Genomic DNA, 13540 nt, shown 5'->3' with positions numbered 1-13540 from the left:
TACAAATATAACTTAGGAAGCATGCTCATGCTCTGCATGAAAAAGAAGAGTGGCTCAGTCACCGCAGTAACACGGATGTCGATAGGTCTCCCAACTTAGCCCTTAGCGACAGGTGTCGCGATAATGGAATGCACATGGTGTGCAAATAATACACAAGGTGACTTTGTTACCTTAGCTTGGGATTATAAAAGTTATATGAACACAAATCGTGAACATGAGTGTGATGTGTTAGTGGTAGGGAGTGGCGCGGCTGGTTTGTCGTTGGCTTTGCGCGTTGCTAACCACTGTAAAGTGATGGTGCTGAGTAAAGGGCCACGCAGCGAAGGGGCGACCTATTATGCCCAGGGTGGTATTGCTGCTGTATTTGATGAGTCAGACACCATTGAGTCACACGTTGAAGATACACAAATCGCCGGCGATGGTATTTGTGACGAAGATACTGTGAGGTTCATTGCTGAACATTCAAAAGAGTGCGTGCAGTGGTTGATCGACGGTGGTGTCCCATTTGATCGTGAAGAGGATGACTCTGACGATGAGCCTCGTTACCACTTAACTCGTGAAGGTGGCCATAGCCGTCGTCGTATTCTTCACGCGGCAGATGCAACAGGTATGGCGATGCAAACCTCTCTGCAAGATAACGCTCACAACCATCCAAACATTCATGTTCTCGAACGCCACAATGCGCTGGACTTAATCACCGAAGACAAAATTGGCGGTGATAAAAACAAAGTTATCGGTGCTTATATTTGGAACCGCAACGAAGAGCATGTCGAAACCGTGCGGGCCAAATTTGTGGTTCTCGCTACAGGTGGCGCTTCAAAAGTTTATCAATACACCTCTAACCCAGATGTGTCGTCTGGTGATGGTATTGCGATTGCTTGGCGTGCAGGGTGTCGTGTGGCAAATATGGAGTTTAACCAGTTCCACCCGACGTGTTTATACCACCCCGAGGCGCGTAACTTCTTGTTGACCGAAGCGTTACGTGGTGAAGGTGCTTACCTGCGTCGTCCAGATGGTTCTCGCTTTATGCCAGATTTCGATGAGCGTAAAGAGCTTGCTCCGCGTGACGTCGTGGCTCGTGCTATCGACTTCGAAATGAAGCGTTTGGGTGCCGACTGTATGTACCTCGACATTAGTCACAAACCTGCGGACTTTATTACTAAGCACTTCCCAACCATTTACTCACGTTTGATGGACTTGGGCATTGATATGACCAAAGAGCCAATCCCAATCGTACCTGCTGCGCACTACACTTGTGGCGGTGTCATGGTGGATAGAAATGGCTGCACCGATCTTAAAAACTTGTATGCGATTGGCGAAGTCAGCTATACAGGGCTGCATGGTGCTAACCGCATGGCATCAAATTCACTTCTCGAATGCGTGGTTTATGCTTGGTCTGCGGCGAAAGATATTCTAAAACATCACACTAACGTGGAGCTTCCTTCACAGGTGCCATGTTGGGATGAAAGTAAAGTGACCAACAGTGATGAAGAAGTGATCATTCAGCACAACTGGCACGAGCTTCGTCTGTTTATGTGGGACTACATGGGCATTGTACGAACTGACAAGCGTTTAGAACGCGCCTTGCGCCGTATCCAACTGTTGCAACAAGAAACGCATGAGTACTACAGCAATTTCCGTGTCTCGAACAACTTATTAGAACTGCGTAACCTTTTACAAGTAGCAGAGCTGATGGTTCGTTGTGCGATGCAGCGTAAAGAGAGTCGAGGTTTGCACTACACGCTTGATTATCCGAACCAACTGGAAAACAGCGGACCAACGATTTTGGTTCCAGCTAAACAGCTTTAATTCGACAAAATAAACTATTACATCAACAGGGAGCATTGGCTCCCTGTTTCATTTCCCACTGGCGTAATACCAAAGATAATTGACGGTAATGCTGATCGTCACAGCTATCACGCCAAATCGTGACGCTACGGCCAGACTCCAATCGAAATGTTATCTTGAATGGCAATATCGATGTATCGATTCGTTGTAACTGATCCTTTTCAGACTCAAGAGGCGCCGAACATTCACTATACTCAAGGGCCTCAAACCTAACTGAGCCATCGCAATGCACATACCAATAACCCTGACTTGTCGGTTTAACAAAGCCTTGGCTCAATAGTGCCTTAACAATCATTAATAACAAATAAATCGATAATACGAGAGGGATGCTAGAGAGGGTAACGGCCCAAGTCATCAGTAAGAAAAGTATTACATTGAGAACTCGGGCAGTCAGAGAGGGAGAAGCGGTAAAATTAACGAACTTTGCTGAGGTTATGGGCGACAATTTTATCAACCATTGCAGCATGACCTAAGTTTTCGCTGCGGCCATGCCCCATTATCCAAGTAAACAGATCAGGATCATCGCATTCAAGTAAAGAAACAAAGTCACGCTGCTCTTGTTCACTCAGAGTATCAAAGCACTCTTCAAAAAACGGCATAATTACTACGTCAAGCTCAAGCATGCCTCGACGACAAGCCCATTTAATACGCGCTTTTTCTTCCGGAGTGTACATTCACTATTCCTTCATAGATGTCTTGTTGTTAGTGCGGAGTGTAACAAGGGATGTGCTACGTCACTAGTGTGCGGGTCACAATACGATAGTGAAAGCAGACAAATGTTGATTCGTAAATCGCTCCCCTAGTATCTCAAGGTTATTTGGGTATAACATAGCGGAAAAATATCTTCAAAAGGCATTGTAATTATGGAATGGCAAACTCGTTTTTCAGCACTACCTCTCTCAACTCAAGACGCACTTCCAGAGTTATCTATCTCGCTGCTGGACAATTTCGGCATGATCACCATGGTCGGTGACGATAAAAAATCATACTTACAAGGTCAGGTTACCTGCGATGTCGTTTCTTTAGAACAAGACCAATCAACATTAGGCGCACATTGTGATGCGAAAGGTAAAGTGTGGAGTGTGTTCCGCCTTTTCCATCACCACGATGGCTACGGCATGATCCAACCAAAATCGGCGATTGACATAGAACTTAGCGAAATAAAAAAATACGCCATTTTCTCTAAAGTAACGATTGAAGCTTCTGATGAAGTTATCTTAGGTGTTGCCGGCGTAAAAGCCGACGAGCTTATTTCTTCAATGAGCAAAACGACTGGCAGCGTTCGCCCTGTTGAAGGCGGCACCGCGGTACAAGTTTCACAAAGCCGCTGGCTACTGATATTAAGTGCGTCAGCTGCGCAACAAGTCGTTGAAAATACAGATGCTGCCCTTACGACAAATGAGCTTTGGAATCGTTTCGACATTGAAGCTGGTTTACCATTTGTCTCTGCATCCGCGCAGAATGCTCACATTCCACAAGCACTCAACGTGCAAGCTTTAGGAGGCATTAGCTTCACAAAGGGCTGCTACACAGGACAAGAAACGGTAGCACGAGCTAAGTATCGCGGTACAAATAAACGTGCGATGTACATCGTAAAAGGGGCAACTTCTGCTCCATTTAGTGACGAGCCAATTGAGCTCGAACGCAGCGTGGGTGAAAACTGGCGTTCAGTGGGTGCTTTATTAAACCACTACCAGTTCAGCGACAATCAAGCGATTGGCCTGATCGTACTGCCCAATAATCTCGATGAAGACACTCGTCTTCGTTTGGTTGCTCAACCAGAATGTGAATGGACAATCGAATCACTGCCTTACAGCCTTGATGATGAGTAATACAATCAATACTCCTTTGATGCAATTTCTCACAGACCAACACATTCCGTTTCGTCTGTTACCGCATCAAAGACCAGCAACCACTATTGAGGATGCCGCGCAACAACGCGGCATTCGCCCTTCTCAAATGGTAAAAGCGATCTTGCTACGAGACATGGGTAATCAATATGCTCTCGCCTGTGCTCCTGGTGATCGTAGTGTCGATCCCAAAAAAGTGCGCTCGTTACTGCAATGCCGCCGGATGACTTGCGTTGATCAAGCCGACGTTGAGGCCATCACGGGTTACAAAATTGGTACTGTCACTCCACTATTACTCAAACGACACATGCCGATCGTGTTCGATCCTAGCTTACTAGAAGAACAGGAAGTCACGATCAGCAGTGGCGATCGTATGGCTGGACTGGCGCTTTCTATCCAAGATCTTATCCAATTGTGTCAGCCGACCGTAGCTGAGATCTGTCGTTAGTCGTCTAAAAATAATGTAATAGCACGTAGTTTTTCTATCACCACGTGATCTCGCTCATATCTATAAAAATAGACGATAGAATTTTTAATCACATATAAAACATAAATAGTCACAAAGATAAAACTCGTATATGCTGAATTTGTTGGTTAAGTTTCAAACAAGCACTTAACCAACATAAAGTGAATCAGCTGACTGAATGACAGTATTCATGCCGTCAGCTGTCCACTTTTGTGTAATGCATCTGTGACTATTCGCCCGCTGAAGCGGGCTTTTTTTTGTGCGGAACTTTTTTCTCTTCCTCTTTCTCTAACCGTTAGGACGTAAAGTTTGTTCTGTTGGATACCACCTCAATAGAAACAATTAGCAAACAATCATTTTCGTTCTATTCTTAATTCTGTAACAAAACTATTGCTTAATGCGTCACGTAAAAAGGAGTGTATTGTTGTAAGGGTTCCTTGAACGGTGATTTTTTGGGGTAATCCTCACGCTATTTAAGAGATGACACTGTCAAATTGTCTAAGACAACACAAATCTCTGACGCAACACCCTACATCTGTATTTAATACTATGGCTGTCACAATAATTTTCGCGTCCAAAACGTAGAATACCTAGGCTAGGTTAGATAAAAGGAAAGTAAATATGAGACTGTTTAAGCGCTATACACCAAGTATGATTGCTAAACATATAAGTCGTCTTTTTAAAGGAAGAATTTATATTTACGGGGTCGGTAGATTCGAGTTTGATAACGGCAAGTTAATACTGCCGGAGAAAGCAGAGCAACGCCATTTCCGAGCGGTCAAAGAGATCAACCAAGAAATAATGAAACTCCGATGCGCATATGCTTAGCAAAACGTTGATAAAACAAAGGCTGGATTAACCAGCCTTTTGTGTATTTGAAGTTCGCTTTACACCTACTGACGTGCCAGATCAGGCAGATGACCTTTTAGACCAAGCGCACGCTTCATGATCTCATCTTTCGCTCCCGGCAATTGACCCGCTAAACTCAAACCAATGCCACGAACCAGCTTCTTAGCAGGATTCTCTCCAGAGAACAGGTCTCGGAACCCTTGCATTGCAGCGATCATCTTTGCTGCTTCCGCTTTGCGCCAACGCTCATAACCTCTTAGGTTGCGTTTGCTGCCAATATCTTGGCCTTGCTTCCATAGCGCTAACACCTCTTGAGCGAGGCTGGCTGCATCTAATAGACCTAAATTTACCCCCTGGCCCGCTAGAGGATGAATGGTATGGGCCGCATCACCAACCAATGCGACTCGCTCCACAACAAAATCTCGCGCATAGCGCATTTTCAAAGGAAACGCGGCACGCTCTCCCACGACTTCACATAGACCAAGTCGTGTATCAAATTCGCTCGTCAATGCTTTGTTGAAATCATGCTCACTCATTGCCAATAGCTGCTCTGCACGATTTGGCTCAGTGGACCAAACAATAGAGCACATATCTGGTTGCGACATTGGCAAAAACGCCAATGGCCCTTGAGGAGTAAAAATCTGTCGTGCAATGCTATTGTGCGGAGCAGCGGTTTTAACATTCGCGACCAGAGCATGATGTCCATAATCCCAATGCGTTAACGGAATATCCATTTGATGACGAAGCCACGAGTTTGCCCCATCGGCTCCGACCACTAACTTAGCCGTCATGGCTTGACCATTGTCAAGCGTCAACCAACTTTCTTGTTCGCCCACCGCTAAGGTCGCGCAACGTGCAGGCATGAACATAGTGACGTTATCGAGCTTTTGGACTTGTTCGAGCAGTGCGAGTTGAATCACTCGATTCTCAACAATATGCCCTAAATCAGGTTGTGCCATGCTTTGTGCATTGAACTCAATACTAGCGAAGCTATCTTGCTCCCACACTTCCATACCGTAGTATGGTGAAGCGCGGCGTTGCTCTATCCCCTGCCAAGCGCCAAGCTTACGCAAGATAGTCTCACTAGAACGGCTCAACGCAGACACACGCACATCAGGTAACTCTTTCAACGACTCATCTGGCACCTTGCCTTCTATTACGGCGACACGCAGATCGCTGTCCTTGAACGCGGCAGCAAGTGCCAACCCAACCATCCCTCCGCCGATGATGGCGATATCTACACTTTGCATCATTGCTTTTTATTACCTAATTCAGTGCGGCCGTTCATCGTTTTACCAAACCAAGCGTATGGCGCAGTAGCGGCTGCTTAAAAATAGAAAGGTTATCCATCGCTGCTAAGGCCGTATTTCGCCCAATTCGCATCGCGGGTAAATCATTTGAAAAAATATGCACTAAGGCACTGGTTAGCCAGATCGTTTCGCTTCGGTCTGCCTCTCTACGCTGACTAAAGCGCATCAAGCCTTGATAAAGACCAACATCATCGCTTTGCTGCACGATTTCTTCTGCTAGCGAGACAACGTCGCGAATACCAAGATTAAAACCTTGTCCAGCTATCGGATGCAGCGTTTGCGCCGCATTCCCAACAATCGCAAAACGATGAGAGATATTTTGCTTTCGATGGCGAAGAAGCAATGGGTAACTCGCACGTCGTCCCACTTTTTTCATCGCGCCCAAACGCCAGCCAAAATCTTGTTGTAAACGTTGGAGAAATGCTTGGTCAGATAACTCAAGAACTGCTTGGGCTTCCTCAGGGTGCAGACACCAAACTAAGGACATTCTATTGTCACTCATTGGCAATAAAGCAACAGGGCCATTTTCAGTAAAACGTTCAAAGGCTCTACCTTGATGAGGTTCTTGAGTCACAATATTGGCAATGACAGCCACTTGTTCAAAATCTTGCTCAGAAAGCTCTAAACCAATTTTCTGACAGCAGGTTGAAACAGCACCATCGGCTGCCACCAACAGTTTTGCGTCAAGCTGCTCACCGCTTTTCAACGTAATATGGGTACAGTCTTGCTCGCGCTCGATATCGGTAACAGAGTCAGGGCAAAACAGCGTTATGGATGCGCTGCTATCTAATAATTCTTGATATACGCGACCAACATCGGCTAATTCGACAACATACCCTAGTGCTTCAACGCCAATCTCTTGCTTGGTGATTTCCGTCATCCCAGCATGAGAGCGGTCAGAAACGTGGATATGTTCAATGGGTGTGACAAACGGTTCTAATGAAGTCCAGAGCTGTAGTTGACGCAACAGATTGACAGTACCGTAAGACAATGCGATTGAGCGAGAGTCAAAACCAGGGTGCATATCTGACTGCGCTTTAAAAGGCTCAACGACGGCAATGCGGAGCTTTCCCTGAGACAAATGGTCAATCGCCAATGCTAACGTTGCACCAGCCATGGCACCACCAGCAATGACTACATCATATTGCTTCATGCTAACCTCTGGACCATCTACGATTAATGAATAGTAGGCTTTTTATCGCTACTTTCAGGGCGAACACCAAACTCAGCATGAATCGTTAGTACGCAAGCTTTGATGTGTTCAATCACTTGTTCTAGCAATTGCGCTTGTTCACCGAGGTCGTCATCTTCATCAATGCCTAATTTGGCAATCTCTTCTAGGTCAGCCAATGCTTCTTTAGCGTCATCTGACGCTTTATTTAGCGCAACACCTGCTAGACCTAACCCAGAAATAAAATGGTTTACGAAATCGGACACGCTGTCAGCCAACGTGAATAAGCCTTCTTCTCCCGGCTCATCTGGCAATAATAAAGACAGCTCCATCGACGTGCCCGTGAGTTCATTGACAGTAACGGTGAATACGCTTTGAGCAAACGCTAGCGCGGTAGAAGGCCACCCCATTCCATCATTGGTGTAGTCAAACAGAATAGGCTGCCAAGTTTGATCATTAATCGCCAATCCACCACTTAACATGCCGACAAATAAGCCATGTAATTCCGCAGGTGTTACTGCTAGGCTTGCAGATTGCAGTTCAGCAGCAATAGATTGGTATTCAGGAAGGGTGATTTCACTCATAACTTGGCTCATTCTTGCATAATAATGTATTGGTATATCCTACCATCAAGGTTAGTGGTCTGAAACGGCTATCAAATTCAATTTTGAACAGCATTTGCTCAATTTGCCCAATTCCTGTGTGATCTCGTCATCATTTCTCTTTCTGTGATGGGAAATGCTTGAATCTTAATAGCGGTTTTCCTATAGTTTGCTCCTCGGTAGTTGTATGAAGCAACACCTTAGATAGCGCGAATATAGAGTTTATTCATCATGAGCAATCAAGCGATCGACGTTGAAATATTAGGCAAAGTTACACGAGTGAATTGTCCGACAGGACAAGAAGAGTCTCTTGTTGCAGCGGCAAAAGATCTGGATCGCCGATTGAAAGAAATGAGCGAACGTACTAAGGTAACCAATGAAATCCAACTGCTGACCTTCGCTGCATTGAATATTTGTTATGAGTTGCACACCAAGTCATACGAATCAAACGGTCAACAGCAAGAAATTACTGAGCGAATGGAAAAGCTCACTGCGTCTCTTGAGAACGCACTAAGCAAAGTTACGCAAGGACAGCAGTAAATACAAAATTTACCCTGGGGTGTGCGTCAGCAGGATTTAAGTCCCTGAGCCGATAAGCAATACCTAAGGGTTAGTATTTGGTAACTATTGAGCAAGCTCGGCATGCACCGAGAAGCCTACGGTTGTCATTGCTGATCCGCCTTGAACCAGCTGGTTCAAGGGCCACAATCCTCAACGGCACCCTGGGGTATTCTCTCTATGTCAGACCTCTCTCAACAAGACTTCCGCAAACTGATTCGTGAAAAGCGCAACGCATTGTGTAGCGACACGCAATTCCAAGCGGGGATCGACCTTGTCACTCAGTTCTCTCAACTTCCTGAAATCCAGCAAGCACAGCATATTGCTATTTATCTTTCTGCTGACGGTGAACTTGATACCAAGCCGCTCATTGAGTGGTTGTGGCAACAGGGAAAATCGGTTTATCTACCTGTCATCCATCCGTTTGCCAAAGGTCAGTTACTGTTTCTTCTGTACGTAAGTGATGATCAATTGGTCTACAACAAATACGGCATCTTAGAGCCCAAACTGGACATCCGCCACCTCAAGCCCGTTCGTCAACTTGATATCATTTGTACACCTTTGGTTGGATTCGACAGCATCGGCCACCGCTTAGGCATGGGCGGAGGGTATTATGACCGTACCCTGTCTCATTGGTTTATAACCGGAGAAGGTGCCAAGCCTGTTGGTATCGCTCACGACTGCCAACATGTAGAACGCTTACCAATTGAAAGCTGGGACATTCCATTACCTAAGATCGTGACCCCAAGCCGAATATGGCAATGGGAAAGTGGCAAGTAAGCCGCTATAATCACGCCCGCAAACGTTAACGAACATCTATTCAGGAGATTGGCATGACTCAAGATGAAATGAAAAAAGCGGCTGGTTGGGCAGCACTAAAATATGTTGAGAAAGGCAGCATTGTCGGTGTTGGTACTGGCTCTACCGTGAATCACTTCATCGATGCACTAGGCACTATCAAAGACGATATTAAAGGTGCAGTGTCTAGCTCTGTCGCTTCAACTGAGCGCCTTAAAGAGCTTGGTATTGAAGTATACGAGTGTAACGACGTAATGAAGCTGGATGTGTATGTTGATGGCGCAGACGAAATTAACCCAGCACGTGAAATGATCAAAGGCGGCGGCGCGGCTCTGACTCGTGAGAAAATTGTCGCAGCAATCTCTGATAAGTTTGTATGTATTGTTGACGGCACCAAAGCAGTTGACGTACTAGGTCAGTTTCCACTACCTGTAGAAGTGATCCCAATGGCACGCTCTTACGTTGCGCGCGAGTTAGTAAAACTGGGTGGTGACCCGGCTTACCGTGAAGGCGTTGTGACTGACAACGGCAACGTAATTCTGGATGTACACAACATGCAGATTACTAACCCGAAAGAAATGGAAGACAAGATCAACGGTATCGCGGGTGTGGTGACTGTGGGTCTTTTTGCTCACCGTGGTGCTGACGTCGTAATCACAGGTACACCAGAAGGCGCAAAAATTGAAGAATAAATAACAGCTCAAATCGACCTATCTGGTTCACTTTTCTGTTATTTCATTACATACGGTGCTACAAGGCACCGTTTTTTATTCCTTTCTCTAAGAAAATTATCTCTTATTCCGTAATTTTCTTACCCAAAGCAATTTTTTTTTGTTACTTTATTGAACAGAAGACGCACAAGGAAACGTTTGTCCTCCTACAAAACTATCAATTATCCCCTTTTTAATAGTTTTGCCCAATGTGCGCCACATTAGCCCACCTTTCCATTTTAAGGACGAGAAAAAATGGCCAAAGTTTCACTGGAAAAAGAAAAGATTAAGATCCTCTTGTTAGAGGGACTCCACCCTTCTTCAGTTGAAGTTCTTCAAGCAGCTGGTTATACCAACATTGAGTACCATAAAGGTTCCCTTCCGGAAGAAGAATTGATTGAAGCGGTTAAAGACGTGCACTTCATCGGTATTCGCTCCCGTACGAACCTATCCGAAGAGGTAATCAATGCGGCGAATAAACTGGTTGCAATTGGCTGTTTTTGTATCGGTACTAACCAAGTAAACCTAGACGCAGCAGCAAAACGCGGCATTCCTGTGTTTAATGCACCGTTCTCTAACACACGCAGTGTGGCGGAGCTGGTACTTGGTCAAATCCTACTACTTCTGCGTGGCATTCCTGAAAAGAATGCGCTTGCACATCGCGGTATTTGGAAGAAAAGTGCTGACAACTCTTACGAAGCACGTGGCAAACGTCTTGGCATTATCGGATACGGCCACATTGGTACGCAGCTAGGTATTATTGCCGAAAACTTAGGTATGCGCGTTTACTACTACGACATCGAGAACAAATTGTCCCTTGGTAATGCGACGCAAGTACATACCATGAGTGAACTACTAAACAAGTGTGACGTAATTTCTCTGCACGTTCCTGAAACGCCAGAAACAAAAAATATGATGGGTGAAGCTGAGTTTGCTCGCATGAAGCCAGGCTCAATCTTTATTAATGCAGCACGCGGCACTGTCGTGGATATTCCAGCGCTTTGCCATAGTTTAGAAGCAGGTCATATTGCGGGCGCTGCGATTGATGTATTCCCGACAGAACCGAAAACGAATGCCGACCCGTTCGAATCTCCTTTACAGAAGTTCGATAATGTCATCCTCACTCCACACGTTGGTGGTTCAACGCAAGAAGCACAAGAGAACATCGGTGTTGAGGTCGCAGGAAAACTGGCGAAGTACTCTGACAACGGCTCTACGCTTTCAAGCGTAAACTTCCCAGAGGTGTCACTGCCAGAGCACGGTGGTGAATGCTCTCGCTTGCTTCACATCCATAAAAACCGTCCTGGTATTCTTACTCAGATCAACACCATCTTCGCGGAAGACGGTATTAACATTGCTGCACAGTACCTACAAACAGCCGCTGAAATCGGCTACGTAGTGATCGATGTGGAAACCGAGCGCTCAGAAGAAGCGCTAGCGAAACTGAAAAGTATTGAAGGCACTATCCGTGCTCGTATCCTTCACTAATTTGTGAAGCAGAAATAACAAAGGCAGGGAATACCCTGCCTTTTCTTTTTGCACCCAGTATTACTTCAGCTTGTAAATCACGTCAACTTGATCGCGAATAATCATGGTAGAATCCTGGTAGCTGTTTGCCCCTTCTTTACTGTCCATCGCCATCGAGCGCATTAGAACTGGCTGAACGTGCATCTGTCTGTAATTGATCTGCCAAACATCACCCAATTTTTTCTCAAAGCCAGTAGCCAGTGACGCTGCTTTTTCTCGCGCATCTTGGATAGCCGCCATGCGTGCCTTTTGCTGATACTCAGCCTGGTTGCTTACCTTAAGTTGAATATTATCAACCTGATTAATCCCTGCTTCTAACGCCATATCTAGGTACTGGTTTAGGTTTTTTAGATCCGTAACCGTCACATCAATGCTACGAGAAGCGCGATAACCAACGAGCTCTGCTTTACCAGATTTAGGGTAGTGGTATTGAGGCGCAAGGTATAAATTCGAGCTGGTAACATTGTCTTTTGATAAGCCAGCATCGGACAGATTTTTCAGAAATTGCTCAACGGTTTTGTCAACTGACTGCTTGGCCTGTTCAGCAGTCATTGTCGTGTCTACCACTTTTACAGAAAACGTCGCCATATCTGGTGTAGCAATAACTTCACCATAACCTGTCGTCGTTACGTGAGCAAATTCAGGCGAGTTCGCCAACACTGAAGCACTAGTAAGGCTGAGTGCAGAAGCCAGCAAAAATGAATACAGTCTCATTCAATAAATCCATCCATACAAAAATAAAGTACTTACTCTCAGCAGAAAGGCTCAAGATTCAGACAAAACTATCACTACTGAGAAAGTGTATGGTTTCATAATAGAAACTTCTGTCGATTATCCAAGCACTCAGAATGACTTCTAACACAACTTTGACTATGTAACATTGGCGTGATTTTTCAACGAAACACTCTGTCGACAATGAACCCATCGATGCAACAATGAACTTATTGAGGTAAGTGTCGCTGAGCATACCCGACTATCGCGTGTGAGATTTCTTGTAGAACCCCCGTTTCCAGTTGCCAATGATGCCAATAAATCCGATGGGACATTAAGAAACCGGGAGTAACATCAACCAACGCGCCACGCTCTAGCTCGTCGGTAATTTGCAAACGAGGGATTAAGCAATAGGCTACACCAGCTAACGCCACTTTTAGAAACGCTTCAGAGCTGCTGATGTTATGGTGAATGACGCTATCAGGGCTGACATTGAAATGCTCGGTAAGAAAGGTTTTATGTAGGTCATCATATTGATCATACGAAACGGCCGGCGCCTTGGCCAAAGTCTGGTTATTAACGCCTTGAGCAAAGTAACGCTGATAAAACTCCGGGCTCGCGACACAAACGTAATCAACACGTCCCAAGTAATCCGCTCTACAGCCAGGTATCGGCTGGGATTCTAAGCTGATCGCCCCCGTCACTTCGCCACTTTTTAGCTTTTCGATGGAACGAGATTCACCATAGATAGTGAGTTTGAGTTCAACCTGACGCTGCTTCATGACATCTTGCAGTGCAGGCAGTAGCCAAGTAGCAAGGCTATCAGCATTGGTCGCCAAAGAGAGTTGTACAGGTCGAGTACTGGTATCATTCTTGAGTTCGGGCAGAATTTCATGCTCGAGTAAGCGCACTCGACGATAAAGGCCTAATAACTTTTTACCAATCGGCGTTGGCTTGGGTGGTTGACTACGAACCAAAACGGGTTGTGCGAGAAACTTCTCTAATTGTTTAATACGTTGAGAAATCGCTGATTGCGAGACAAATAAATGTTCGGCTGCACGCTCAAAGCTCCCCTGATAAACCACGGCATCTAATGCCTCAATCCATTTATAGTCCAACCCTCTCATCCTACTCTTCCTC

15 protein-coding genes and 1 other RNA gene are annotated in these 13540 nt (G+C 45.5%); 9 read left to right on the top strand and 7 right to left on the bottom strand.

Features of this window, described 5'->3' with window-relative positions:
* Positions 1-195: 195 nt before the first annotated feature.
* Positions 196-1809, top strand: a complete 1614-nt coding sequence (gene nadB, locus L3V27_RS17490; RefSeq protein WP_041853018.1) for an L-aspartate oxidase — start codon at positions 196-198, stop codon at positions 1807-1809.
* A 22-nt stretch (positions 1810-1831) separates the two neighbouring features.
* On the opposite strand, the gene L3V27_RS23435 is transcribed toward nadB, so the two are convergent.
* Entirely contained in the window at positions 1832-2314 is a 483-nt protein-coding gene (locus L3V27_RS23435) for a protein YgfX (protein ID WP_317411432.1), read from the bottom strand.
* Positions 2262-2522 (bottom strand): succinate dehydrogenase assembly factor 2, encoded by a 261-nt coding sequence (locus tag L3V27_RS17485; protein WP_005393925.1) that lies wholly within the window; start codon positions 2520-2522, stop codon positions 2262-2264. The genes L3V27_RS23435 and L3V27_RS17485 overlap by 53 nt, the downstream gene beginning before the upstream one ends.
* Positions 2523-2711: 189 nt before the next feature.
* Between L3V27_RS17485 and ygfZ the strand changes: the two genes are divergently transcribed.
* The 3 genes from ygfZ to L3V27_RS17470 all read left to right on the top strand — a co-directional run bounded on the left by ygfZ (position 2712) and on the right by L3V27_RS17470 (position 4992).
* Positions 2712-3680, top strand: a complete 969-nt coding sequence (ygfZ, locus tag L3V27_RS17480; protein ID WP_237312402.1) for a tRNA-modifying protein YgfZ — start codon at positions 2712-2714, stop codon at positions 3678-3680.
* On the top strand, positions 3673-4146 hold the full coding sequence (locus tag L3V27_RS17475; RefSeq protein WP_031780369.1) for a YbaK/EbsC family protein: 474 nt from the start codon (positions 3673-3675) through the stop codon (positions 4144-4146). Before ygfZ ends, L3V27_RS17475 begins: the two co-directional genes overlap by 8 nt.
* 639 nt (positions 4147-4785) lie before the next feature.
* On the top strand, positions 4786-4992 hold the full coding sequence (locus tag L3V27_RS17470; protein WP_005380970.1) for a DUF1107 domain-containing protein: 207 nt from the start codon (positions 4786-4788) through the stop codon (positions 4990-4992).
* Positions 4993-5057: 65 nt separating this feature from the next.
* On the opposite strand, the gene L3V27_RS17465 is transcribed toward L3V27_RS17470, so the two are convergent.
* Genes L3V27_RS17465 through L3V27_RS17455 form a run of 3 tightly spaced genes read right to left on the bottom strand, consistent with a single transcriptional unit; the run spans position 5058 to position 8078 of the window.
* Positions 5058-6266 (bottom strand): FAD-dependent 2-octaprenylphenol hydroxylase, encoded by a 1209-nt coding sequence (locus L3V27_RS17465; RefSeq protein ID WP_005393929.1) that lies wholly within the window; start codon positions 6264-6266, stop codon positions 5058-5060.
* Between the two features lie 31 nt (positions 6267-6297).
* Entirely contained in the window at positions 6298-7476 is a 1179-nt protein-coding gene (gene ubiH / locus L3V27_RS17460) for a 2-octaprenyl-6-methoxyphenyl hydroxylase (protein WP_109169432.1), read from the bottom strand.
* Between the two features lie 23 nt (positions 7477-7499).
* Positions 7500-8078, bottom strand: coding sequence for a YecA family protein (locus tag L3V27_RS17455; RefSeq protein ID WP_005393931.1), 579 nt, complete (start codon positions 8076-8078; stop codon positions 7500-7502).
* A 249-nt stretch (positions 8079-8327) separates the two neighbouring features.
* Between L3V27_RS17455 and L3V27_RS17450 the strand changes: the two genes are divergently transcribed.
* The 5 genes from L3V27_RS17450 (at position 8328) to serA (ending at position 11650) form a co-directional block, all read left to right on the top strand.
* Positions 8328-8636 carry a cell division protein ZapA gene (locus L3V27_RS17450; RefSeq protein ID WP_005393932.1) on the top strand — a complete coding sequence of 103 codons (309 nt, stop codon included), beginning with the start codon at positions 8328-8330 and terminating at the stop codon, positions 8634-8636.
* 8 nt (positions 8637-8644) lie between these two features.
* Positions 8645-8829: non-coding RNA, 6S RNA (gene ssrS / locus L3V27_RS17445), on the top strand.
* A 5-nt stretch (positions 8830-8834) separates the two neighbouring features.
* Positions 8835-9434 carry a 5-formyltetrahydrofolate cyclo-ligase gene (locus tag L3V27_RS17440; RefSeq protein WP_237312401.1) on the top strand — a complete coding sequence of 200 codons (600 nt, stop codon included), beginning with the start codon at positions 8835-8837 and terminating at the stop codon, positions 9432-9434.
* 53 nt (positions 9435-9487) lie between these two features.
* Positions 9488-10144 (top strand): ribose-5-phosphate isomerase RpiA, encoded by a 657-nt coding sequence (gene rpiA, locus L3V27_RS17435; protein ID WP_005380982.1) that lies wholly within the window; start codon positions 9488-9490, stop codon positions 10142-10144.
* Between the two features lie 273 nt (positions 10145-10417).
* On the top strand, positions 10418-11650 hold the full coding sequence (gene serA, locus L3V27_RS17430) for a phosphoglycerate dehydrogenase (protein ID WP_005393937.1): 1233 nt from the start codon (positions 10418-10420) through the stop codon (positions 11648-11650).
* Positions 11651-11710: 60 nt separating this feature from the next.
* On the opposite strand, the gene L3V27_RS17425 is transcribed toward serA, so the two are convergent.
* Together L3V27_RS17425 and L3V27_RS17420 are read right to left on the bottom strand one after the other, a co-directional pair.
* The gene (locus tag L3V27_RS17425) at positions 11711-12403 is read right to left on the bottom strand and encodes an oxidative stress defense protein (RefSeq protein WP_005393939.1); all 693 of its coding nucleotides are present in this window, start codon (positions 12401-12403) and stop codon (positions 11711-11713) included.
* A gap of 227 nt (positions 12404-12630) precedes the next feature.
* The gene (locus L3V27_RS17420; RefSeq protein WP_046875104.1) at positions 12631-13527 is read right to left on the bottom strand and encodes a LysR family transcriptional regulator ArgP; all 897 of its coding nucleotides are present in this window, start codon (positions 13525-13527) and stop codon (positions 12631-12633) included.
* Positions 13528-13540: the final 13 nt, after the last annotated feature.

It is taken from the genome of Vibrio sp. J2-3(2022), assembly GCF_021725735.1.
Classification (GTDB): Bacteria; Pseudomonadota; Gammaproteobacteria; order Enterobacterales; family Vibrionaceae; genus Vibrio; species Vibrio diabolicus.
The sequence above is the reverse complement of the archived record's forward strand: the minus strand, read 5'-3'. Positions and strand labels throughout refer to the sequence as shown.